Genomic DNA, 22,359 nt, shown 5'->3' on the forward strand with positions numbered 1-22,359 from the left:
GGTGAAGAATTACTTAATAGAACGCACCGTTGTAACAATAAGGCACATATGTTTTAAGGCAAATTAAGTGCCACTGATTAATTGCCTGATTCATATATAACCTAGCGATATTTACTGTTTAAGGTAAATACCGATCGGCTATATACCAAGTTATAAGTCTCAAGAGCGCGGCGCATAGGCGAACACATCAGCGCGCATCTGATGCGCATCCATCCCCGCCTCGACCAGCGCATCCAAGGTGCCGTAAACCATCGCTGGCGAACCGCTGGCGTAGACGTGCAGCGGCTTCAGATCGGGGAAATCCTCGCAAACCGCTTCGTGCAACATCCCGCAGCGCCCTTCCCAGCCGCACTGGTCGCTGACCACTTTGTGCAGGAACAGATTTGGCAGCTTCAGCCATTCGTCCCAGTGCTCGATCTGATAAAAATCTTCCGGGCGGCGTACGCCCCAATACAGATGCACTGGATGCTTGAAGCCTTCGGCGCGGCAATGTTCGATCAGACTGTGAATCTGGCCCATGCCGGTGCCGGCGGCGATCAACACCAGCGGACCGTCGGGCAGCTCCGCAAGATGGGTGTCGCCAAAGGGCAGCTCGACACGCACCATCGGGTTGCGTCGCAGCTGCTCGATCAGGCTCAACGCACTGGTTTCGCGCGCCAGCACATGGATTTCCAGATCACGCCCGCCGTGGGGTGCCGAAGCCATGGAGAACGCCGACTTCTCACCGTTCTCACGCTCGATCATCAAATATTGCCCGGCGTGATAGCGCGGCGGCTTGCCCGCCGGTGCCCGCAGACGCACGCGCCAGGTATCGCCGCCGACCTCGCGGCACTCGATGACCTGACACGACAGGCTGCGCACCGGCAATTCACCAAGTGCGAGCACGCCATCCCACAACAGCACGCAGTCTTCCAGCGGTGCGGCGATGCAGGTGTAGAACTCGCCATGGTCGTGGACTTTGCCGGCCTGCTCGACGCGGCCCTCCACCAGCAGCGCTGCACACACGTGGCAATTGCCGTTGCGACAGCTTTGCGGGCAGTCATAGCCCAGACGCCGCGCGCCGTCGAGAATCCGCTCACCGGGCTGTATCTCGAGCACTGCTCCGGAAGGCTGCAGGGTTACACGCATCAATCTATTCCTAACTGATTCCAGATGGCATCGATCCGTTGGGTGACGGCGTCGTCCTTGACGATCACGCGGCCCCATTCGCGGGTGGTTTCGCCCGGCCACTTGTGGGTGGCATCCAGGCCCATTTTCGAGCCCAGGCCGGAAATCGGCGAAGCGAAGTCGAGGTAGTCGATCGGCGTGTTGTCGATCATCACCGTGTCGCGCTTGGGGTCCATGCGCGTGGTGATGGCCCAGATCACGTCGTTCCAGTCGCGGGCGTTGATATCGTCGTCAGTGACGATAACGAACTTGGTGTACATGAACTGTCGCAAAAACGACCAGACGCCGAGCATCACGCGCTTGGCATGCCCCGGATACGACTTCTTCATCGTCACCACGGCCATGCGGTACGAGCAGCCTTCCGGCGGCAGGTAGAAGTCGGTGATCTCCGGGAACTGCTTCTGCAGAATCGGTACGAACACTTCGTTCAGCGCCACGCCGAGAATCGCCGGCTCATCCGGCGGCCGCCCGGTGTAGGTGCTGTGATAGATCGGCTTGATCCGGTGGGTGATGCGCTCGACGGTGAACACCGGGAAGCTGTCGACTTCGTTGTAGTAACCGGTGTGGTCGCCATACGGGCCTTCGTCGGCCATTTCGCCCGGATGAATCACGCCTTCAAGGATGATTTCGGCGGTGGCCGGCACTTGCAGATCGTTGCCACGGCACTTGACCAGTTCGGTACGGTTGCCGCGCAAGAGCCCTGCGAAAGCATATTCGGAAAGGCTGTCCGGCACTGGCGTCACGGCACCGAGAATCGTTGCCGGATCGGCGCCAAGGGCTACGGACACCGGGAACGGCTGGCCCGGGTGCTTCTCGCACCACTCGCGGAAGTCGAGAGCGCCGCCACGATGGCTGAGCCAGCGCATGATCACCTTGTTGCGGCCGATCACTTGCTGGCGGTAGATACCGAGGTTCTGGCGTTCCTTGTTCGGGCCTTTGGTGACCGTCAGGCCCCAAGTGATCAGCGGACCGACGTCGCCGGGCCAGCAGGTCTGCACCGGCAACATCGCCAGATCGACATCGTCGCCTTCGATGACCACTTCCTGGCACACCGCGTCTTTGACGACTTTCGGCGCCATCGAAATGATCTTGCGGAAGATCGGCAGTTTCGACCACGCGTCCTTCAAGCCCTTCGGCGGCTCCGGCTCCTTGAGGAAGGCCAGCAGCTTGCCGATTTCGCGCAGCTCGCTGACCGACTCGGCGCCCATGCCCATGGCCACGCGCTCGGGGGTGCCGAACAGGTTGCCGAGCACCGGAATGTCGTAACCGGTAGGCTTCTCGAACAGCAGTGCCGGGCCTTTGGCCCGCAACGTGCGATCGCACACCTCAGTCATCTCCAGCACCGGCGAGACGGGAATCTGGATGCGTTTCAACTCTCCGCGCTGCTCAAGCTGCTGCACGAAATCCCGAAGATCCTTGAATTTCATTGACGATGGCACCCTCAAAATAGGCGTACATCCTACCTGCTCTGAGGGGCAAACAGCAGCCCGTCATTGCTCGATTGTGGCCCCCGCGCTGCGGCGAAGGCGCAGGCCTCCAACTCGGGAGTGCGCTGCCGACGCCGCAAAATCGGCCCATCAACAGATATCCGTGATGGGCGCGAGATTTTTCGGGGCAAAAAAAAACGCCCCCTCGCGGGAGCGTCCTTTGTTGAAACGCCAGCGTATTACTTGCGTTTCATCGACAAGAAGAACTCGTCGTTGGTCTTGGTCGTTTTCAGCTTGTCGACCAGGAACTCGATGGCGGCGACTTCGTCCATCGGGTGCAGCAGCTTGCGCAGAATCCACATGCGCTGCAGTTCGTCGTCGGCGGTCAGCAACTCTTCGCGGCGGGTGCCGGAGCGGTTGATGTTGATGGCCGGGAACACACGCTTCTCGGCGATCTTGCGATCCAGAGGCAGTTCCATGTTGCCGGTACCCTTGAACTCTTCGTAGATCACTTCGTCCATCTTCGAGCCGGTTTCAACCAGCGCGGTGGCGATAATGGTCAGCGAGCCGCCTTCTTCGATGTTACGCGCGGCACCGAAGAAACGCTTCGGCTTCTCCAGGGCGTGGGCATCGACACCACCGGTCAATACCTTGCCGGAGCTCGGGATCACGGTGTTGTAGGCACGGGCCAGACGGGTGATGGAGTCGAGCAGGATCACCACGTCTTTCTTGTGTTCGACCAGACGCTTGGCCTTCTCGATCACCATTTCAGCAACCTGCACGTGACGGGTCGGCGGCTCGTCGAAGGTCGAGGCAACCACTTCGCCGCGCACGGTGCGCTGCATTTCGGTCACTTCTTCCGGACGCTCGTCGATCAACAGCACGATCAGGTGAACTTCAGGATTGTTACGGGCGATGTTCGCTGCGATGTTCTGCAGCATGATCGTTTTACCGGCTTTCGGCGGTGCGACGATCAGACCACGCTGGCCTTTGCCGATCGGTGCACACAGGTCGATCACGCGACCGGTGAGGTCTTCGGTGGAACCGTTGCCGGCTTCCATCTTCATGCGCACCGTCGGGAACAGCGGCGTCAGGTTCTCGAAGAGAATCTTGTTTTTCGCGTTCTCCGGACGATCGAAGTTGATCGTGTCGACCTTGAGCAGGGCGAAGTACCGCTCGCCTTCCTTCGGAGGCCGGATCTTGCCAACGATGGTGTCACCGGTGCGCAAGTTGAAGCGGCGGATCTGGCTCGGCGAGACGTAGATGTCGTCAGGGCCGGCGAGGTAGGAAGCGTCTGCGGAGCGCAGGAAGCCGAAGCCGTCCTGGAGAATCTCCAGCACGCCATCACCGGAGATTTCCTCGCCGCTTTTCGCGTGCTTTTTCAGCAGGGAGAAAATCACGTCCTGCTTGCGCGAACGGGCCATATTTTCTATGCCCATCTGTTCGGCCAATTCGAGCAGTTCGGTAATCGGCTTTTGCTTGAGTTCAGTCAGATTCATATAGGAATGACGTAATCATTTATGGAGGGGGGGAAATTAAGCTTTTGGCTTAATGAGGCCGCGCCGCGGAGAAGGCGACAGGATCGCGAACTAATTCGAAAAGGAATGCGTCGGCGACGGCTAGCAGGGGGCATTGGAGAAACCAGTGCGGGGCCGAATGTACCACCTGAGTTTCGGAGCGTCTAGCCCTGAATATGCAAAAAGCCCCGCGATTTGCGGGGCTTTTTTTCAGCGTTTTACTGCGACGCTCAGATGTTGGCGTCGAGGAAAGCCGCCAGCTGCGACTTCGACAGTGCGCCGACCTTGGTCGCTTCAACGTTGCCGTTCTTGAACAGCATCAGCGTCGGGATACCACGCACGCCATGCTTGGCCGGGGTTTCCTGGTTTTCGTCGATGTTCAGTTTGGCGACGGTCAGCTTGCCTTTGTAAGTCTCGGCAATCTCGTCCAGAACCGGTGCGATCATTTTGCAAGGGCCGCACCATTCAGCCCAGTAGTCGACCAGGACAGCGCCTTCGGCCTTGAGTACGTCGGCTTCGAAACTAGCGTCGCTAACGTGTTTGATCAGATCGCTGCTCATGGAATTCTCCAGGTTGTAAGCAAAAAAACGTGGCCCATCATAGCCGCCCTTCCCTTGTTCAGGAAGCCGCAGATGATTGAGTGTTGCTATGGCCCTTGATGAGTTTGGGTATAGCTCAAGTCACGCCGTGGCGGGAGCGATGAAGGCGATTCCAGTGCGCAGGGCGGCGTTGCGCACGTGTTCCTGCATGGCTTTCTGCGCCGCCGCCGAGGCGCGGCGCGCCAGTGCGCGGAGGATCTTGCGGTGTTCCTGCCAGGTTTCCATGGCGCGCTCGGCGCGGATGAACGGCAGTTTCTGGCTCTCGAGAAAGATCTCGGCGCTGGCGGTGAGGATGCTCAGCATCGCCTGATTGCCGCTGGCGAGAAGGATGCGCCGGTGGAATTCGAAGTCGAGTTTCGCCGCCGCCTCAAAGTCGCCGAACTTCAATTGCTCGCGCATGGCCGCAACGTTGTCTTCCAGCGCATCCAGATCGAACGTGCTCAACGTCACCGCCGCCAGCCCTGCTGCAAACCCTTCGAGCGCATAGCGCAATTGAAAGATATCCAGCGGCGATGCCTGCGCCGCAAACGACCAGCCTGGCGCGTTGTCGCCGCGCGACAATTCGACCGGCGACTGCACGAACACGCCCTTGCCCGGCTGAATGCTGACCACGCCCAGTGTACTGAGCGACGACAGCGCTTCACGCAACGATGCCCGACTGACGCCCAGTTGCAGCGCCAGATCCCGTTGCGAAGGCAACGCGTCGCCGGCACCGAAGCCCTGTTCGGTGATCAGTTTGCGGATCGCTTGCAGCGCCACTTCGGGTACGGCGCGGGAGATCGAATTCATGATGTGCGGACGCGTCAGGGCCAAGGTGCGGCTAGTTGTAAAGCTATTCGCCAAGTCCGGCAAGTCGTGCCCCAGCGGGGTTCGGCGCGAACTGCCGATGCGCCATCGCAGTGCGAAAACCGAGTTGACTGTTCAGACCAGTAAGACCGAACCAAGCCGCTGATGCCGCGGCCTGCCGGGGCGAAATCCGCCTGTTGGCACGGCCCATGCTCTGTCCGATCGCAGCAACCACTTCCCGCCGATCCGGAGATTGTCCATGACCCAGCGTTACAGCGCCCTCCTCGCTTCCCTGTTTGCCGGCCTGCTGCTGTGCCAGGCCCCCGCTCACGCCGACGGTCTGGACGACGTGGTCAAACGCGGCACGCTGAAAGTTGCCGTGCCCCAGGACTTCCCGCCGTTCGGCTCGGTCGGCCCGGACATGAAGCCGCGCGGCCTGGATATCGACACGGCGAAGCTGCTCGCTGACCAACTCAAGGTCAAACTTGAACTGACCCCGGTCAACAGCACCAACCGCATCCCGTTCCTCACCACCGGCAAAGTCGATCTGGTGATTTCCAGCCTCGGCAAAAACTCCGAGCGTGAGAAAGTCATCGACTTCTCCCGCGCCTATGCGCCGTTCTACCTCGCCGTGTTCGGTCCGCCAGACGCCGCGATCACCAGCCTCGACGACCTCAAGGGCAAGACCATCAGCGTCACCCGGGGCGCCATCGAAGACATCGAGCTGAGCAAAGTCGCCCCCGAAGGCGTGACCATCAAACGTTTCGAAGACAACAACTCGACCATCGCTGCTTATCTGGCAGGCCAGGTCGATCTGATTGCCAGCGGCAACGTGGTGATGGTGGCCATCAGCGAGAAGAACCCCAAGCGCGTGCCGGCGCTGAAGGTGAAGCTCAAGGATTCCCCGGTCTACGTGGGCGTGAACAAGAACGAAGCGGCGTTGCTGGCCAAGGTCAACGACATCCTCAACACCGCCAAGGCTGACGGCGCACTGGAAAAGAACTCGCAGACCTGGCTGAAAGAGCCGCTGCCGGCCGATCTCTGATCGACTGCGCGGGAGACGTTCATGGCTTATCAGTTCGATTTTATGCCGGTGGTGGAAAACACCGACCTGCTGCTGCGCGGCGCACTGTTCACGCTGGAGCTGACCGCCATCGGCGCGCTGCTCGGGGTCGGCGTGGGCATTGTCGGCGCGCTGGTGCGAGCGTGGCAGATCCGCCCGTTCTCAGCGATCTTCGGCGTCTACGTCGAGTTGATCCGCAACACGCCGTTTCTGGTGCAACTGTTCTTCATCTTCTTCGGCCTGCCGTCGCTCGGCGTGCAGATTTCCGAGTGGCAGGCGGCAGTGCTGGCGATGGTGATCAACCTTGGCGCCTATTCGACCGAGATCATCCGCGCCGGCATCCAGGCGATTCCGCGCGGGCAACTGGAAGCGGCTGCGGCACTGGCGATGACGCGCTTCGAAGCGTTCCGCCACGTCGTCCTGCTGCCCGCGCTGGGCAAGGTCTGGCCGGCGCTGAGCAGCCAGATCATCATCGTCATGCTCGGTTCGGCGGTGTGTTCGCAGATCGCCACGGAAGAATTGAGCTTCGCCGCCAACTTCATTCAGTCGCGCAACTTCCGCGCCTTTGAAACCTATGCGCTGACCACCCTGATCTATCTGTGCATGGCGCTGCTGATCCGCCAGTTGCTCAACTGGTTCGGGCGTCGGTTCATTGCGAGGAGCAGCCAATGAGCGATTTCACTTTCTGGGACATCCTGCGCAACCTGCTCACCGGCCTGCAATGGACCCTGGCGCTGTCACTGGTGGCGTTCATTGGCGGCGGCCTCGTCGGCCTGCTGATTCTGGTGATGCGCATCTCCAAGAACACGCTGCCAAGCAGCATCGCCCGCACCTGGATCGAGCTGTTTCAGGGCACGCCACTGTTGATGCAACTGTTTCTGGTGTTCTTCGGCGTGGCGCTGGCCGGCATCGAGATTTCGCCGTGGATGGCCGCGGCGATCGCTTTGACCTTGTTCACCAGCGCCTATCTGGCGGAGATCTGGCGCGGTTGCGTCGAGGCCATTCCCCACGGTCAGTGGGAAGCCTCGTCGAGCCTGGCGCTCAATCCGCTTGAGCAGTTGCGCTACGTGATCCTGCCGCAAGCGCTGCGCATCGCCGTGGCGCCGACCGTGGGCTTCTCGGTGCAAGTGGTCAAAGGCACAGCGGTGACCTCGATCATCGGCTTCACCGAACTGACCAAGACCGGCGGCATGCTCGCCAATGCCACGTTCGAACCGTTCATGGTCTACGGCCTCGTCGCCCTCGGCTACTTCCTGCTCTGCTACCCCTTGTCCCTCAGTGCGCGCTACCTGGAAAGGAGACTGCATGCCTCTGCTTAGAATTTCCGCCCTGCATAAATACTACGGCGATCACCACGTACTCAAAGGCATCGATCTCAGCGTCGAGGAAGGCCAGGTCGTGGCGATCATCGGCCGCAGCGGCTCGGGCAAATCGACCCTGTTGCGCACGCTCAACGGCCTGGAATCGATCAACGATGGCGTGATCGAAGTCGACGGCGAATACCTCGACGCCGCCCGCGCTGATCTGCGCAGCCTGCGACAGAAGGTCGGCATGGTCTTCCAGCAGTTCAACCTGTTCCCGCACCTGACCGTCGGCGAAAACGTCATGCTCGCGCCGCAAGTGGTGCAGAAAGTACCCAAGGCCAAGGCAGCCGAACTGGCGCGCGAAATGCTCGAGCGAGTCGGGCTCGGGGAGAAATTCGGTGCCTTCCCGGACCGTTTGTCCGGTGGTCAGCAGCAACGGGTGGCGATCGCCCGGGCTTTGGCGATGTCGCCGAAGGTGCTGCTGTGCGATGAAATCACCTCGGCGCTGGACCCTGAGCTGGTCAATGAAGTGCTCAGCGTGGTGCGGCAATTGGCCAAGGAAGGCATGACGCTGATCATGGTCACCCACGAGATGCGCTTTGCCCGAGAGGTGGGCGACAAACTGGTGTTCATGCACCATGGCAAGGTGCATGAGGTGGGCGATCCGAAGGTGTTGTTTGCCAATCCGCAGACGGTCGAGCTGGCGAACTTTATTGGCACGGTGGAAGCGACAGCCTGAAAGGCCCTCTGTCCTGTTGATCGTTCCCACGCTCCGCGTGGGAATGCAGCCAGGGACGCTCCGCGTCCCAAAAGCGGACGCAGAGCGTCCGGTGAGGCATTCCCACGCGGAGCGTGGGAACGATCAGGTTCGGGGTGCGCGCTCCGGCGGTTTGAGCCATGCGCGTTGGCGCCAGCGTTTGATCGTGGCACGATGTCGGGGTTATCGACCGAGACCCCCTGACCATGCCGCAATCCCAAGCCAAGAATCTGTCCCTGATCGCCGCAATCGACCTGGGCTCCAACAGCTTTCACATGGTCGTGGCCAAGGCCCAGAACGGCGAAATCCGCATCCTCGAGCGCCTCGGCGAGAAGGTGCAACTGGCCGCCGGCATCGACGACGCGCGCCAGCTCAACGAAGAATCGATGCAGCGCGGCCTCGATTGCCTCAAGCGCTTTGCCCAACTGATCAACGGTATGCCGCTCGGCGCCGTGCGCATCGTCGGCACCAACGCCCTGCGTGAAGCGCGCAATCGTGGCGAATTCATCCGCCGCGCCGAAGAAATCCTCGGCCACACGGTAGAAGTCATCTCCGGCCGCGAAGAAGCGCGCCTGATCTATCTCGGCGTTTCGCACACACTCGCCGACACCCCAGGCAAACGTTTGGTCGCCGACATCGGCGGCGGCAGTACTGAATTCATCATCGGCCAGCGCTTCGAGCCGTTGCTGCGCGAAAGCCTGCAAATGGGCTGCGTGAGTTTCACCCAGCGCTACTTCAAGGACGGCAAGATCACCCCGGCGCGCTACGCCCAGGCTTACACGGCGGCGCGCCTGGAGATCATGAGCATCGAGCACGCCCTGCATCGCCTGACTTGGGATGAAGCCATCGGCTCCTCCGGTACGATTCGCGCCATCGGCCTGGCCCTGAAGGCTGGCGGCCACGGCAGCGGCGAGGTCAACGCCGAAGGCCTGGCGTGGCTCAAGCGCAAACTGTTCAAGCTGGGCGACGCCGACAAGATCGATTTCGAAGGCATCAAGCCTGACCGCCGCGCGATCTTTCCGGCGGGCCTGGCGATTCTCGAAGCGATCTTCGACGCCCTCGAACTGCAACGCATGGATCATTGTGAAGGCGCGCTGCGTGAAGGTGTGCTCTACGACCTGCTCGGCCGCCATCATCACGAAGACGTGCGCGAACGCACCCTGACCTCGCTGATGGAGCGCTATCACGTCGATCTGGAACAGGCGGCGCGGGTCGAGCGCAAGGCCCTGCACGCGTTCGATCAGGTTGCCGTGGACTGGGAGCTGGATGACGGCATCTGGCGCGAACTGCTCGGCTGGGCGGCGAAAGTCCACGAAGTCGGCCTCGACATCGCTCACTATCACTACCACAAGCACGGTGCCTACCTGATCGAGCACTCCGATCTGGCCGGCTTCTCCCGCGAGGATCAGCAGATGCTCGCGCTATTGGTGCGCGGGCACCGGCGCAATATTCCCAAGGACAAGTTCGCCGAATTCGGCGATGACGGAATCAAGCTGATTCGCCTGTGCGTGCTGCTGCGGTTCGCCATTCTGTTCCATCACATTCGCGGAACCCAGGCGATGCCGCAGGTGGCGCTGCATGCCAATGGCGACCATCTCGATGTGGAATTCCCGGAGAACTGGCTGGATGAAAATCAGCTGACCCAGGCGGATTTCGGCCTGGAAGCGGATTGGCTGACGCGGGTTGGAATTGTCCTCACGGTGCACTGAGTAACTGGCTGGCACAAAAAAGGCGATCCGTTAGGATCGCCTTTTTATTGGGTTTGGCTTGAGAGCGGCGGTGTAGCTCTCCCCTCACCCCAGCCCTCTCCCGAGGGAGAGGGAGCCGATTTGTACTAGCGTTGAGGCCAGAGTTCGATCAGGTATTTCAGGTCAGTGTATGACGCAAGACACCTCGGTCAGTCCCCTCTCCCTCCGGGAGAGGGTTAGGGTGAGGGGCTTTTGACCTTCGGCACTTAACTGCTGACAGGCAATATCGGGCTGCCCAGCCGCTCCAGCAACGTCGCCTGGGCACTGCGCGGGTTCTGGTTGCCGGTGGGTGTGTTGCGGATGTAGCGGCCGTCCGACTGCAAACTCCAGCTGTGGGTGTTGTCGGTCAGGTACAGCTCCAGCTCCTTCTTGACCCGAGTCAGCAGTTTCTTGCCTTCCACCGGGAAGCAGGTCTCGACGCGCTTGTCGAGGTTGCGCTCCATCCAGTCGGCGCTGGAGAGGAACATCTGCTCGTCGCCGCCGTTGAGGAAGTAGAACACCCGCGTGTGCTCGAGGAAGCGGCCAATGATCGAGCGCACATGAATGTTGTGCGAGACCCCGGCGATGCCCGGACGCAGGCAGCACATGCCGCGCACCACCAGATCGATGCGCACGCCGGACTGGCTGGCCTTGTACAGCGCGCGGATGATCTTCGGATCGGTCAGCGAGTTGAACTTGGCGATGATGTGCGCCGGTTTGCCTTCGAGGGCAAACTGGGTTTCGCGGGCAATCATGTCGAGCATGCCCTTCTTCAGGGTGAACGGCGCATGCAGCAGCTTTTTCATGCGCAGCGTCTTGCCCATGCCGATCAACTGGCTGAACAGTTTGCCGACGTCCTCGCACAAGGCGTCGTCGGAGGTCAGCAGGCTGTAGTCGGTGTAGAGCTTGGCATTACCGGCGTGGTAGTTGCCGGTACCGAGATGCGCATAACGGACGATCTCGCCAGCCTCACGACGCAGGATCAGCATCATCTTGGCGTGGGTCTTGAAGCCGACCACGCCGTAGATCACCACTGCGCCCGCCGCTTGCAGACGGCTGGCCAGCTGCAGGTTGGATTCTTCGTCGAAGCGCGCGCGCAGCTCGATCACCGCAGTGACTTCCTTGCCGTTACGCGCGGCGTCGACCAGCGCATCGACGATCTCCGAGTTGGCGCCGGAGCGGTACAGGGTCTGGCGAACCGCGAGCACGTGCGGGTCTTTCGCGGCCTGACGCAGCAGGTCGACCACCGGCGTGAACGACTCGAACGGGTGCAGCAGGAGGATGTCCTGCTTGCTGACCACACTGAAGATGTTTTCGCTGTTCTGCAGCAGTTTCGGGATCTGCGGGGTGAACGGCGTGTATTGCAGCTCCGGATGACTATCGAGGCCAGTGATGCTGAACAGACGCGTCAGGTTGACCGGGCCGTTGACCTGATACAGCTCGGTCTCGCTCAGGTTGAACTGCTTGAGCAGGTAGTCCGAGAGGTGTTTCGGGCAAGTGTCGGCGACTTCCAGACGCACCGCGTCACCGTAGCGCCGCGAGAACAACTCGCCACGCAGAGCGCGGGCCAGGTCTTCGACGTCTTCGGAATCGAGCGCCAGGTCGGCGTTGCGGGTCAGACGGAACTGGTAGCAGCCTTTCACCTTCATGCCCTGGAACAGGTCATCGGCGTGGGCGTGGATCATCGACGACAGGAACACATAGTTGTCGCCGGCGCCGCCGACTTCTTCCGGCACCTTGATGATCCGTGGCAGCAGGCGCGGCGCCGGGATGATCGCCAGACCGGAGTCGCGCCCGAAGGCGTCGATGCCTTCGAGCTCGACGATAAAGTTCAGGCTCTTGTTCACCAGCAGCGGGAACGGGTGCGTCGGGTCGAGGCCGATCGGGGTGATGATCGGCGCGATCTCGTCGCGGAAATAGCGGCGGACCCAGGTCTTGAGCTTGGTCGTCCAGTTGCGCCGACGGATGAAGCGCACCTGATGCTTTTCCAGCTCCGGCAGGAGGATGTCGTTGAGGATCGCGTACTGGCGGTCAACGTGACCGTGAACCAGTTCGCTGATCCGCGCCAGCGCCTGATGCGGCTGCAAGCCGTCAGCGCCGGCCTGTTCGCGGGCAAAAGTGATCTGCTTTTTCAGCCCGGCGACGCGGATCTCGAAGAATTCGTCGAGGTTGCTGGAGAAGATCAGCAGGAACTTCAGCCGCTCCAGCAACGGGTAGGACTCGTCCAGCGCCTGTTCCAGCACGCGGATGTTGAACTGCAATTGCGAAAGCTCGCGGTGGATGTACAGGCTGCTGTCATCCAGGCCGGGAATGGCGATCGCCGGCACCGCCACAGCGGTTTCGGCAACCGGCGCGGGTGGCGCAGGCTCCAGTTCCGGCGGGGTTTCGGTGATTTGCTCGACCACCGGCTGAGCTTCTTTTACGGCAACTTCAGTGAGTCCTTCGGTATTCATGGAATGTTCCTGGGAGGGCTATTTCTGCTCTCGTAACAATTGAGCGGCACGAACGGCAAAGTAAGTCAGGATGCCATCTGCACCGGCACGTTTAAAGGCGGTCAGTGACTCGAGGATCACCGCTTCGCTCAACCAGCCATTCTGGATAGCGGCCATGTGCATGGCGTATTCGCCACTGACCTGATAGACGAAGGTCGGCACCTTGAAGGCATCTTTGACGCGAAAAAGAATGTCCAGGTAGGGCATGCCCGGCTTGACCATGACCATGTCCGCACCTTCGGACAAGTCGGCACCGACTTCGTGCAGCGCTTCGTCGCTGTTGGCCGGGTCCATCTGATAAGAGGCCTTGTTGGCCTTGCCGAGGTTCGACGCCGAACCCACGGCATCGCGGAACGGGCCGTAGTAGGCGCTGGCGTACTTGGCCGAGTAGGCCATGATGCGCACGTTGACGTGGCCGGCAATTTCCAGCGCCTCACGTATCGCCTGGATGCGGCCGTCCATCATGTCCGATGGCGCCACGACCTGCGCGCCGGCTTCGGCGTGGGACAACGCCTGACGCACCAGCGCATCGACGGTGATGTCGTTCTGCACGTAGCCGTCTTCGTCGAGAATGCCGTCCTGACCGTGGGTGGTGAACGGGTCCAGCGCCACGTCAGTGATCACGCCCAGCTCCGGGAACCGCTCACGCAGGGCGCGAGTGGCGCGCTGGGCGATGCCTTCGGGATTCCACGCTTCGGCAGCATCGAGGGATTTTAGTTCAGGCGGCGTGACCGGGAACAGCGCCAGCGCCGGAATGCCCAGCTCGACCCATTTCGCCGCTTCTTCAAGCAGCAGATCAATGGTCAGTCGCTCGACGCCCGGCATCGAGGCCACGGCTTCGCGGCGGTTTTCACCGTCGAGCACGAACACTGGCAGGATCAGATCATCGACCGTCAATACGTTTTCACGCACCAGCCGCCGCGAAAAATCATCACGACGATTGCGGCGCAGACGAGTGGCTGGGAACAGACGATTGGCGGGGGTAAAGCTCACGGCAGACTCCTGAGCCCGGGCAAACGGGCGAGCGTGACAGTTATAGACGGCCATTATGACTAACAGATGACAGTTATGTGTGCTCTGTGACAGGTAGCCGCAATCCATTGTCGATGTAGGAAATGTTCACGTCGAGACACATTTGGACACTTTCATGAATGTGCCCGAAGGGTTAGGCTGCGCGTTCATTTCGCCAGCACCCAGACAATGCTCCAACAATTTCTGCACGACTTTGGCTACTTTGCCTTGTTTCTCGGCACGTTCTTCGAAGGCGAAACCATTCTGGTGCTCGCAGGCTTCCTTGCGTTCCGTGGATACATGGACATCAACCTGGTGGTGGTCGTGGCGTTCTTCGGCAGTTATGCCGGTGATCAGCTGTGGTACTTCCTGGGGCGCAAGCACGGGCGCAAATTGCTTGCGCGCAAACCGCGCTGGCAGATGATGGGCGACCGCGCGCTGGAGCACATCCGCAAACATCCGGACATCTGGGTCCTGAGCTTCCGCTTCGTTTATGGCCTGCGCACTGTGATGCCGGTGGCGATCGGCCTGTCCGGTTATCCACCGGGACGTTACCTGCTGCTCAACGGTATCGGCGCGGCGATCTGGGCCACCGCACTGGCTGCGGCGGCTTACCACTTCGGCGCAGTGCTGGAAGGCATGCTCGGCAGCATCAAGAAGTACGAGCTGTGGGTGCTCGGCGCCTTGCTGATCCTCGGGCTGGGCCTGTGGCTGCGGCGCCGCTTCAAGAATGCGCAACTGGCAAAGAAAATCTATCAGGACGAGCAGCTCGCCAAGGCCGCCGAGGCAGAGCAGTTGCGCCAGGCCGAAGCGCCCCCTCCTGCCGGGCCGAAAACGCCAGCCGAATAAGCCATTCGCTGGCGTCTGCCACGCGCATTCCAGGCAAATAATGAACACCCCGCCGCCGTTGCGATCCATTGAGAGAGCGCTCTGTTCCCGCGCGCGTCAGCCATGCCCCTATGGCCACGCGCGACGATTTAAGGGACATTGAGCGCCATGAATCTGGAGAGAAGCCCATGAGCAAAAAAGTTGCAGTGATCCTGTCCGGCAGTGGCGTGTACGACGGCGCCGAAATCCAGGAAAGTGTCATCACCCTGCTGCGCCTCGACCAGCGCGGCGCACAGGTGCAGTGCTTCGCGCCAAACATCGCGCAATTGCATGTGATCAACCATCTGACCGGCGAAGAAATGCCGGAATCGCGCAACGTACTGGTGGAATCGGCGCGGATTGCCCGGGGCAACGTCAAGGATATCCGCGACGCCGATGTCGAGGATTTCGACGCACTGATCGTGCCCGGCGGTTTCGGCGCGGCAAAGAACCTGTCGAACTTCGCCATCGAAGGCGCCGGCTGCACCGTGCAACCTGAAGTGCTGGCCCTGGCCGAAGCATTTGCCGAAGCGGGCAAACCGGTCGGGCTGATCTGCATCTCACCGGCACTGGCGGCGAAAATCTATGGCCCGGGGGTGACTTGCACCATCGGCAACGACGCCGACACCGCTGCGGCCATGAACAAAATGGGCGCCACCCACGAAGAGTGCGCTGTGACCGAAATCGTCGAAGACAAGGCGCGCAAACTGGTCACCACCCCGGCTTACATGCTGGCGCAGACCATCAGTGAAGCGGCTTCGGGGATCAACAAACTGGTCGACCGCGTGCTCGAACTGACCCACGAAAACGACGCTTGAAATCAAAAAATCGCAGCCTTCGGCAGCTCCTACAGGTTTCGTGTCGCGCCGTGATATTGCGGCATACACCGCCCCTGTAGGAGCTGCCGCAGGCTGCGATCTTTTCAGGGCTTGCGGGTGAGCCGGGTGAGAATCCGATCCAGCGCATTGGCAAACGCCTGCTTCTCGCGCTCGCCAAACGGCGCCGGGCCGCCGCTCATCTGGCCCTGCTCCCTGAGATCGGTGAACAGATTCCGCACCGCCAGCCGCTCGCCCATGTTCTGCGCATCGAACTCCTTGCCGCGCGGATCCAGTGCCGCCACGCCCTTCTTGACCAGCCGATCGGCCAGCGGAATATCGCTGCAGATCACCAGCTCGCCCGGCACGGCGTGCTCGACCAGATAATCATCCGCCGCATCCGGCCCGCTCGGCACCACGATCAGTTTGACGATGGCCAGCCCCGGCTTGGTCTGCGGCTGCCCGGCTACCAGCACCACTTCGAACTGGCGCTTGAGGGCGAATTTCACTACAAGATCCTTCGCCGCCCGTGGACAGGCGTCGGCATCGATCCATACACGCATGTTCTTGCCTCCAAAAAATTCGCGAGCAGGCTCGCTCCCACAGGATACATACCGAACCTGTGGGAGCGAGCCTGCTCGCGAATATGAGCGCAGCGAATGCCTTTATGCAGCCGAAACCCGACGCTTCTCCGCCACCCAACTGCGCCCATACAGCACAGCAATCGCCACAATCGCCACCACCTGCGCGGTCAGCGAATAGGCATCGGCATGGATCCCCAGCCAGTCGAATTCAAAGAACGCGACCGGCCGTGTGCCGAAGATCCCGGCTTCCTGCAAGGCCTTGACGCCATGCCCGGCAAACACCACCGACAGCGCGCACAACAGCGCAGCGTTGATGCTAAAGAACAAGGTCAGCGGCAGTTTCGCCGAGCCGCGCAGAATCACCCAGGCCAGGCCGACCAGCAGCACCAGCGCCGTGGCACCGCCAGCCAGCACCGCGTTGTGCCCGGCAGGCCCGGCCTGCAGCCACAGGGTTTCGTAGAACAGGATCACTTCAAACAACTCGCGATAGACCGAGAAGAACGCCAGGATCGCAAAGCCGAAACGTCCACCGCCGCCGACCAGACTGCTTTTGATGTAATCCTGCCAGGCCGCCGCATGACGGCGGTCATGCATCCACACGCCGAGCCACAACACCATGACGCTGGCAAACAGCGCGGTGGCGCCTTCCAGCAACTCACGCTGCGAACCGCTGACGTCGATGACGTACGCCGCCAGTGCCCAGGTACCCAGACCTGCCAGCAGTGCCAGACCCCAGCCAACGTTGACACTGCGTACTGCCGATTGCTGACCGGTATTGCGCAGGAAGGCGAGGATCGCCGCCAGCACCAGAATCGCTTCCAGGCCTTCGCGCAGCAGAATCAGCAGGCCGGAGATGAAGCTCAGCGACCAGCTCAGACCATCGCTGCCCAGCAGGCCGGCGGATTCCTTGAGTTTGGCTTTGGCCGCGTCCAGACGCTGTTCGGCCTGCTCGACCGGCAGACCATCCTGCAATGACTGCCGATACGCCATCAGCGATTTTTCGGTGTCCTTGCGCACGTTGGCATCGACGTTATCCAGCGAGCTTTCGACCAGTTCGAAGCCTTCCAGATACGCCGCCACCGACAGGTCATAGGCCTGATCGTGTTCACCGGCGCGGTAGGCCGCGAGGCTTTTGTCCAGCGTGGCGGCGGTGTAATCGAGCAACTGCGCCGGACCGCGCTTGACCTGCGGCGGTTGCGCGCGCTGGGCACGGAACGTCGCCGCGACCTCTGCGCCCTCGGCAGCCTGCACCTCGGCCGGGGTCTGGCGGGCCAGGTCGGCGATGTTGTAGACCTTGTCGGACTTGGCGGCCGCCGCATCGGCGCTGAAGCCGGCGATGTAGGTGGCCAGATCCCAGCGCTGGCGATCATCGAGCTGATCGGCGAACGCCGGCATGTCGGTGCCTTCGACGCCCTGGCCGAGGGTGCTGTAGATCGCGTACAGACTCAGGTGATCCATCCGCGCAGCGTCGCGCAGGTTGGCTGGCGCAGGGGTCAGACCGACACCGGCCGGGCCGTCGCCAGCACCAGTGTCGCCGTGGCACACCGAGCAATTTTGCGCATACAACGGCGCACCGCGTGTCGGGTCCGGAGTGATGATCGGTGCCTGGCTGACTTCATAAGCCACCGCCAGTTTCGCCCCCAGCTGTCGGGCCTGACGGGCGACATCGGCACCGTCCTGCTTCGCACTGATGGCGGCGTGCAAAAACTCCACGCCCTGTTCCAGCGCGGCTTTTTCCGGTTTGGCCGGCAATGCAGTGATCAAGCCTTGCAGAACCTGAGTGAATTCCAGCTGCTCGCGGTATTCGCCATCGTCGATGACTTTGCCTGCCGCGACCGTTGGCGGGTAATCGGCACTGATGTAATCGAGCAGGTGCAACGCTTGCGGCGCGCCTTCCACGGTATCGGCCAGCAGCGGCAGGCTGCTCAGGGACAATAACGGGAACAGCAGCCAGGCCAGCAATCGGGACGAGGCAGTCATGAACGAATCTCAAATGGAAATGCGAAGTTACATATTGTTCACTTCGAAGACATTTCTCTCAAGCTTTGTCGGCGTTTCGCTTTGATTGGCAGGAAATACCCGGCAGACGGCAGCAGCGTTTGTCGCCGAGTATTGCCGCACTGCCCGCTGCCGATTGACGCTCGATCAAGATCGCAGCCATTCGCCACCATCCACTTTATACTGCCCGCCCCAGAGCATTTGCGCGCAAGGAATCAACCTCAATGCGGAGTCTTCCGTTCGTTTTGCTGCTTTGCGTCGCTGTTCAGTTGAGCGGTTGTGCCGCCTATCGCAACTACGATCTTGAAATGCAGCAGACCACCGAGCAAATGACCCGGGGCAATCTGACCGGGGCTCTGGCACTGGTGGAAATGAACAACCCGTGGGAAGACAAGGATCTGCTGTATTACCTGGAAAAAGGCGCGATCCTCAGCGCTGGCAGTGCCCTGCCCGACAGCCAGGACGCCTGGCGCAATGCCGACCGGATGATCTTCCAGCGCGAGGAAGCCAACCCGTCCGGCGCGATGAAATTACTGGCCCGTTTCGGTGATGAAATGGGCACGATGCTGGTCAACGACAAGCTGCGGCGCTATGAAGGCTACGATTACGAAAAGGTCATGTTGACTACGCAAATGGCCTTGAACCAGCTATCCGTCAATGACTTTGCCGGCGCCCGCGCAGACATCAGGAAAACCCACGAACGCGAAGCATTGATCGCCCGCCAGCGTGAAAAGCAATACGAAGCGGCCGAGGAACAGGCAAAAGCTCAAGGCAAAGTTCTCCATTACAAGGAACTGGAAGGCTACCCGGTCGCCTTGCTTGATGCGCCGCAGGTCGTTGAGCTGAAAAACGGCTATCAGAGTGCGTTCAGCCACTATCTGGCCGGATTCACCTATGAAGCCCTCGGCGAACGCGCCCTCGCGGCGGCCGGTTATCGTCAGGCGATCGAACTGCGGCCGGATATGCCCTTGCTGCAAAAGGCCCTGCGCAATCTCGACAAACCGCCAGCGAAAGCCGATGAAAGCGATGTGTTGCTGATTATCCAGAGTGGCCTGGCTCCGGCTCGCAGCTCAGTGCAAGTGCCGATCCCGGTTCGTCTGAACGAAACGCTGGTCATCATCGCGCCCATTTCATTCCCGGTGATGGTGCCGGACGCGGTCACGCCCAACTTCAGCCATATCACCGTAGACGGTCGCAAACAGCCGTTGGTAGTGATCAACAGCGTGACTGACATGTCCATGCGCACACTGCGCGACGACATGCCGCAAATCATCTCGCGAGCGATGTTTCGCGCCAACATGGCCGCCATCGGCCAAGCGCAGGAAAACGAGCGCAACCCGGCGAAAGCCTCGTTGATCGTCACTCAGCATGATCCGTTCGAAGAAGCCGACACCCGCACATGGCGAGCGTTGCCGGACAAGACGCTGGTCGCCCGCCTGCGCTTGAAGAAAGGCCTGCATACCTTCCGTTTTGCGCCTGCGTCCATCGACCACCCTTTTGAAATGCGCGTCGACCAGGACCGCCAGATTCTGCACCTGCGGGTATTCCGGGATCAGGTCTATACCGTCGGATCAGCCTTTGTACCGAATCAAAAACCCGCGTCGGATAAACCCGCTTCTGCGGAGAAGTGATGGCACCGCATCTGAAAATGCACCCAAAAAGCTATTACATAGCCATCACCCCACGTTTATAATGCCGCGCCCTCGCCCAGCGAGCCGGCATCAAAAGCTCCTCACGCATGAGGAATTGGCAGGAGGCCAGCGCCACCGTCGATAGGTCACACCAGCCCGACCAGCACACGCGGCTGCAAGTTTTGTTACTCAGGGAAGAAGTACCCATGGCATTCCGCGCTCCCATGCTGCTCGCGCTCAGCGCCGTCACGCTGTTGTCCGGCTGCGCAGCGTTTCGCAACTACGATTCCGAACTGGCCCAGACCAATCAGCAACTGGCATCCGGCAACGTCGACGCCGCGCTGACCCTGCTGGAAAAGAACAACACCGGCACCGACAAAGACCTGCTCTATTACTTCGAGAAAGGCGAACTGCTGCGCGCCAAGGGCGACCTGTCAGGCAGCCAGAACGCGTGGGGCAGCGCCGATCAGGTGGTCGGTCAATGGGAAGACGCGGTCAAGCTCGACTCGGCCAAGTACCTGGCGCAGTTCGGCAGCTTCATCGTCAACGACAAGGTGCGTCGCTACGAAGGCTATGACTACGAAAAAGTCATGCTGACCACGCAGATGGCTCTGAACCTGTTGGCGGTCAACGATTTCGATGGTGCCCGCACGGCGATCAAAAAGACTCACGAACGCGAAGCAGTGATCGCTGACCTGCGCGACAAGGAATACCTCAAGAGCGAAGAACAAGCCGAAAAAGAAGGCATCAAGACCCAGTACAAGGATCTGCAGGGTTATCCGGTGGCCAGCCTCGACGCGCCGGAAGTGGTCGGCCTGAAAAACAGCTACCAGAGTGCGTTCAGCCATTACCTGGCCGGTTTCGTTTACGAAGCCCTGGGCGAGAAGGATCTGGCCGCGCCGGGTTATCGCAAGGCTGCCGAATTGCGCCCGAACACGCCGCTGCTCGAGCAGGCGCTGGTCAACCTTGACAAGCCTTCCAAATCCGATGACAGCGACATTCTCATCGTCGTGCAGAGCGGTCTGGCCCCGGCCCGTGACTCGATTCGCGTACCGCTGCCGCTGCCGATTTCCAACAACGTGGTGATCACCCCGTTGTCGTTCCCGATCATCAAACCGGACACCTCCACCGCGCCTTTTGCGCAGATCGGCGTCGACGGCAAGCAGGTCGACCTGACCGCACTGAACAGCACCACCGCCATGTCCCGCCGCGCTCTGCGTGATGACATGCCGGGGATCATCGTGCGCACCACCGTGCGCGCGATCACCAAAGGCGTGGCGCAGAAGCAGATCAACGAAACCAATCCGCTGGCCGGTCTCGCTGTGGGTATTTCTTCAGCAGTGCTCGAAGGTGCCGATACCCGTACATGGCGCACCCTGCCGGACAACACCCAAGTGGTGCGTCTGCGCCTGAAAAAAGGTGAGCATCAGGTTACCCTGCCGAGCGCCGTCGGCGGCTCGGTGGTCAAGGTCACCGTCGACCAGCGTTACCAAGTGATCAGCCTGCGTGCCGTGGGCAACCAGGTATTCGCTGGCGGCATCGCTGCTCACGTAATGCCGAGCGCTGCCGCGACCAACGTCGCCAGCCTCAAACAACCTTAAGAACGGAGTCTTTGCAATGCGCTTGAAGATCATCGCCGTCGCCGCCCTCGCCTTGCTGGCAGGCTGCGCCACCCCGCCACCACCAGAGCCGGGCAGCGCCGCGAGCAAAGTCGTGGCCATGGGCCCGCAGAAACACATCGTCGTCGGCGCCATGCGCGTGGCTCGTGAAAACGGCTTCATGACCGTCAACGTGCAGTTGAGCAACACCCTTAACAGCAACAAGATTTTCTACTACCGCTTCGCCTGGCTCGGCGCCGAAGGTTTCCCGGTTGCCGAAGAAGAAGTGTGGAAAAGCCAGATGATGTACGGCGCCCAGACCAGCTTCATTCAGGCCATCGCCCCGACCCCGAAAGCCGTGGATTTCCGTCTGGAAATCAAGACGCCTTAAGCCCGCCACCCTATTTCTGATTGAGAGAGCTTTCTCATGTTTGCACGCTTTTCCTGCATCGCCGTCATCGCCCTGCTCGCCTCCGGTTGCGCCAACACCTCGCCGACCCTGGGCAGCAAGAACATCAGCTACGGCGACACCAAGGCTGTTGAAACCGTGACCAACGAATTCGGTTCGACCGACCTGCAAATGATCGCCGAGTCGATGACCCGCTCGCTGGCCCAGTCCGGCATTCTGCAGGGCCGTCCGGTGGTTCAGGTCTACGATGTGAAGAACAAGACCAGCGAGTACATCGACACCCGCGAAATCACCACCAGCATCAAGACCCAGCTGATGAAGACCGGTGTCGCGCGCTTTGCCAGCGACAACAATGCAATGCAGAGCCAGGTTGACCAGCTCAAGCTGCAAAACCAGAGCGGTCTGTACAAGAAAAGCACCGTGGCCAAGACCGGCAACATGGTTGCCGCCAAGTACCGCATCGAAGGCTCGATCAGCTCGATCGTCAAGCGCAGCAGCGACTACAAGGACGTCTTCTACAAATTCAGCCTGCAGTTGATCGACGTCGAAAGCGGTCTGGCCGAGTGGATGGACGAAAAAGAGATCCGCAAAACCACGGAGCGTTAAT

At 60.8% G+C, this 22,359-nt stretch carries 20 protein-coding genes; 11 read left to right on the forward strand and 9 right to left on the reverse strand.

What is annotated here, in order from left to right:
- Positions 1-159: 159 nt before the first annotated feature.
- The 5 genes from AB9L16_RS24970 to AB9L16_RS24990 form a co-directional block, all read right to left on the reverse strand.
- Positions 160-1,128 carry a CDP-6-deoxy-delta-3,4-glucoseen reductase gene (locus AB9L16_RS24970; protein WP_375122854.1) on the reverse strand — a complete coding sequence of 323 codons (969 nt, stop codon included), beginning with the start codon at positions 1,126-1,128 and terminating at the stop codon, positions 160-162.
- Complete coding sequence (gene ubiD / locus AB9L16_RS24975) at positions 1,128-2,594, reverse strand: 4-hydroxy-3-polyprenylbenzoate decarboxylase (RefSeq protein WP_039757427.1); 1,467 nt, start codon at positions 2,592-2,594, stop codon at positions 1,128-1,130. Before ubiD ends, AB9L16_RS24970 begins: the two co-directional genes overlap by 1 nt.
- A gap of 239 nt (positions 2,595-2,833) precedes the next feature.
- Positions 2,834-4,093, reverse strand: coding sequence for a transcription termination factor Rho (gene rho, locus AB9L16_RS24980; protein ID WP_003229334.1), 1,260 nt, complete (start codon positions 4,091-4,093; stop codon positions 2,834-2,836).
- A 248-nt stretch (positions 4,094-4,341) separates the two neighbouring features.
- Entirely contained in the window at positions 4,342-4,671 is a 330-nt protein-coding gene (gene trxA, locus AB9L16_RS24985; protein WP_003206727.1) for a thioredoxin TrxA, read from the reverse strand.
- A 120-nt stretch (positions 4,672-4,791) separates the two neighbouring features.
- Positions 4,792-5,499, reverse strand: a complete 708-nt coding sequence (locus AB9L16_RS24990) for an FCD domain-containing protein (RefSeq protein WP_353188463.1) — start codon at positions 5,497-5,499, stop codon at positions 4,792-4,794.
- 256 nt (positions 5,500-5,755) lie between these two features.
- On the opposite strand from AB9L16_RS24990, the gene AB9L16_RS24995 reads away from it, so the two are divergent.
- From AB9L16_RS24995 to ppx, 5 genes are all read left to right on the forward strand, one after another.
- Positions 5,756-6,541, forward strand: a complete 786-nt coding sequence (locus tag AB9L16_RS24995) for a transporter substrate-binding domain-containing protein (protein WP_150637076.1) — start codon at positions 5,756-5,758, stop codon at positions 6,539-6,541.
- Positions 6,542-6,562: 21 nt separating this feature from the next.
- A complete protein-coding gene (locus AB9L16_RS25000) occupies positions 6,563-7,231 on the forward strand; it encodes an amino acid ABC transporter permease (RefSeq protein ID WP_024014752.1) in 669 nt (222 codons plus the stop codon).
- Entirely contained in the window at positions 7,228-7,878 is a 651-nt protein-coding gene (locus tag AB9L16_RS25005; protein WP_016772621.1) for an amino acid ABC transporter permease, read from the forward strand. Before AB9L16_RS25000 ends, AB9L16_RS25005 begins: the two co-directional genes overlap by 4 nt.
- The gene (locus tag AB9L16_RS25010; RefSeq protein WP_150637078.1) at positions 7,865-8,602 is read left to right on the forward strand and encodes an amino acid ABC transporter ATP-binding protein; all 738 of its coding nucleotides are present in this window, start codon (positions 7,865-7,867) and stop codon (positions 8,600-8,602) included. The genes AB9L16_RS25005 and AB9L16_RS25010 overlap by 14 nt, the downstream gene beginning before the upstream one ends.
- 224 nt (positions 8,603-8,826) lie before the next feature.
- Positions 8,827-10,329 (forward strand): exopolyphosphatase, encoded by a 1,503-nt coding sequence (gene ppx, locus AB9L16_RS25015; RefSeq protein WP_041476907.1) that lies wholly within the window; start codon positions 8,827-8,829, stop codon positions 10,327-10,329.
- A 245-nt stretch (positions 10,330-10,574) separates the two neighbouring features.
- On the opposite strand, the gene ppk1 is transcribed toward ppx, so the two are convergent.
- Entirely contained in the window at positions 10,575-12,800 is a 2,226-nt protein-coding gene (gene ppk1, locus AB9L16_RS25020) for a polyphosphate kinase 1 (RefSeq protein ID WP_016772619.1), read from the reverse strand.
- An 18-nt stretch (positions 12,801-12,818) separates the two neighbouring features.
- Positions 12,819-13,832, reverse strand: coding sequence for a porphobilinogen synthase (gene hemB, locus AB9L16_RS25025; RefSeq protein WP_041476908.1), 1,014 nt, complete (start codon positions 13,830-13,832; stop codon positions 12,819-12,821).
- 207 nt (positions 13,833-14,039) lie between these two features.
- Here hemB and AB9L16_RS25030 point away from each other — a divergent pair, with 207 nt between their 5' ends.
- Both AB9L16_RS25030 and elbB read left to right on the forward strand, forming a co-directional pair.
- Positions 14,040-14,699: a DedA family protein gene (locus AB9L16_RS25030; protein ID WP_095181269.1), complete on the forward strand. Its 660-nt coding sequence runs from the start codon at positions 14,040-14,042 to the stop codon at positions 14,697-14,699.
- Positions 14,700-14,866: 167 nt separating this feature from the next.
- Entirely contained in the window at positions 14,867-15,535 is a 669-nt protein-coding gene (gene elbB, locus AB9L16_RS25035) for an isoprenoid biosynthesis glyoxalase ElbB (protein ID WP_016772616.1), read from the forward strand.
- 104 nt (positions 15,536-15,639) lie between these two features.
- Here the strand turns inward: elbB and AB9L16_RS25040 are convergent, their stop codons facing one another.
- Together AB9L16_RS25040 and AB9L16_RS25045 are read right to left on the reverse strand one after the other, a co-directional pair.
- Positions 15,640-16,095, reverse strand: coding sequence for a YaiI/YqxD family protein (locus AB9L16_RS25040; RefSeq protein ID WP_041476910.1), 456 nt, complete (start codon positions 16,093-16,095; stop codon positions 15,640-15,642).
- Between the two features lie 102 nt (positions 16,096-16,197).
- Positions 16,198-18,096 carry an FTR1 family protein gene (locus tag AB9L16_RS25045; RefSeq protein WP_041476911.1) on the reverse strand — a complete coding sequence of 633 codons (1,899 nt, stop codon included), beginning with the start codon at positions 18,094-18,096 and terminating at the stop codon, positions 16,198-16,200.
- Positions 18,097-18,338: 242 nt separating this feature from the next.
- On the opposite strand from AB9L16_RS25045, the gene AB9L16_RS25050 reads away from it, so the two are divergent.
- The 4 genes from AB9L16_RS25050 to lpoB all read left to right on the forward strand — a co-directional run bounded on the left by AB9L16_RS25050 (position 18,339) and on the right by lpoB (position 22,358).
- Positions 18,339-19,745, forward strand: a complete 1,407-nt coding sequence (locus AB9L16_RS25050) for a hypothetical protein (RefSeq protein WP_310218800.1) — start codon at positions 18,339-18,341, stop codon at positions 19,743-19,745.
- Between the two features lie 206 nt (positions 19,746-19,951).
- Entirely contained in the window at positions 19,952-21,346 is a 1,395-nt protein-coding gene (locus AB9L16_RS25055) for a COG3014 family protein (protein ID WP_056791673.1), read from the forward strand.
- 16 nt (positions 21,347-21,362) lie between these two features.
- A complete protein-coding gene (locus AB9L16_RS25060; protein ID WP_016772611.1) occupies positions 21,363-21,734 on the forward strand; it encodes a YcfL family protein in 372 nt (123 codons plus the stop codon).
- Between the two features lie 36 nt (positions 21,735-21,770).
- Positions 21,771-22,358 (forward strand): penicillin-binding protein activator LpoB, encoded by a 588-nt coding sequence (gene lpoB, locus AB9L16_RS25065; protein WP_016772610.1) that lies wholly within the window; start codon positions 21,771-21,773, stop codon positions 22,356-22,358.
- The last annotated feature ends 1 nt before the right edge of the window (position 22,359 follow it).

The organism is Pseudomonas sp. LW8 (genome assembly GCF_041956865.1).
In the GTDB taxonomy this organism is placed as follows: Bacteria; Pseudomonadota; Gammaproteobacteria; order Pseudomonadales; family Pseudomonadaceae; genus Aquipseudomonas; species Aquipseudomonas siliginis.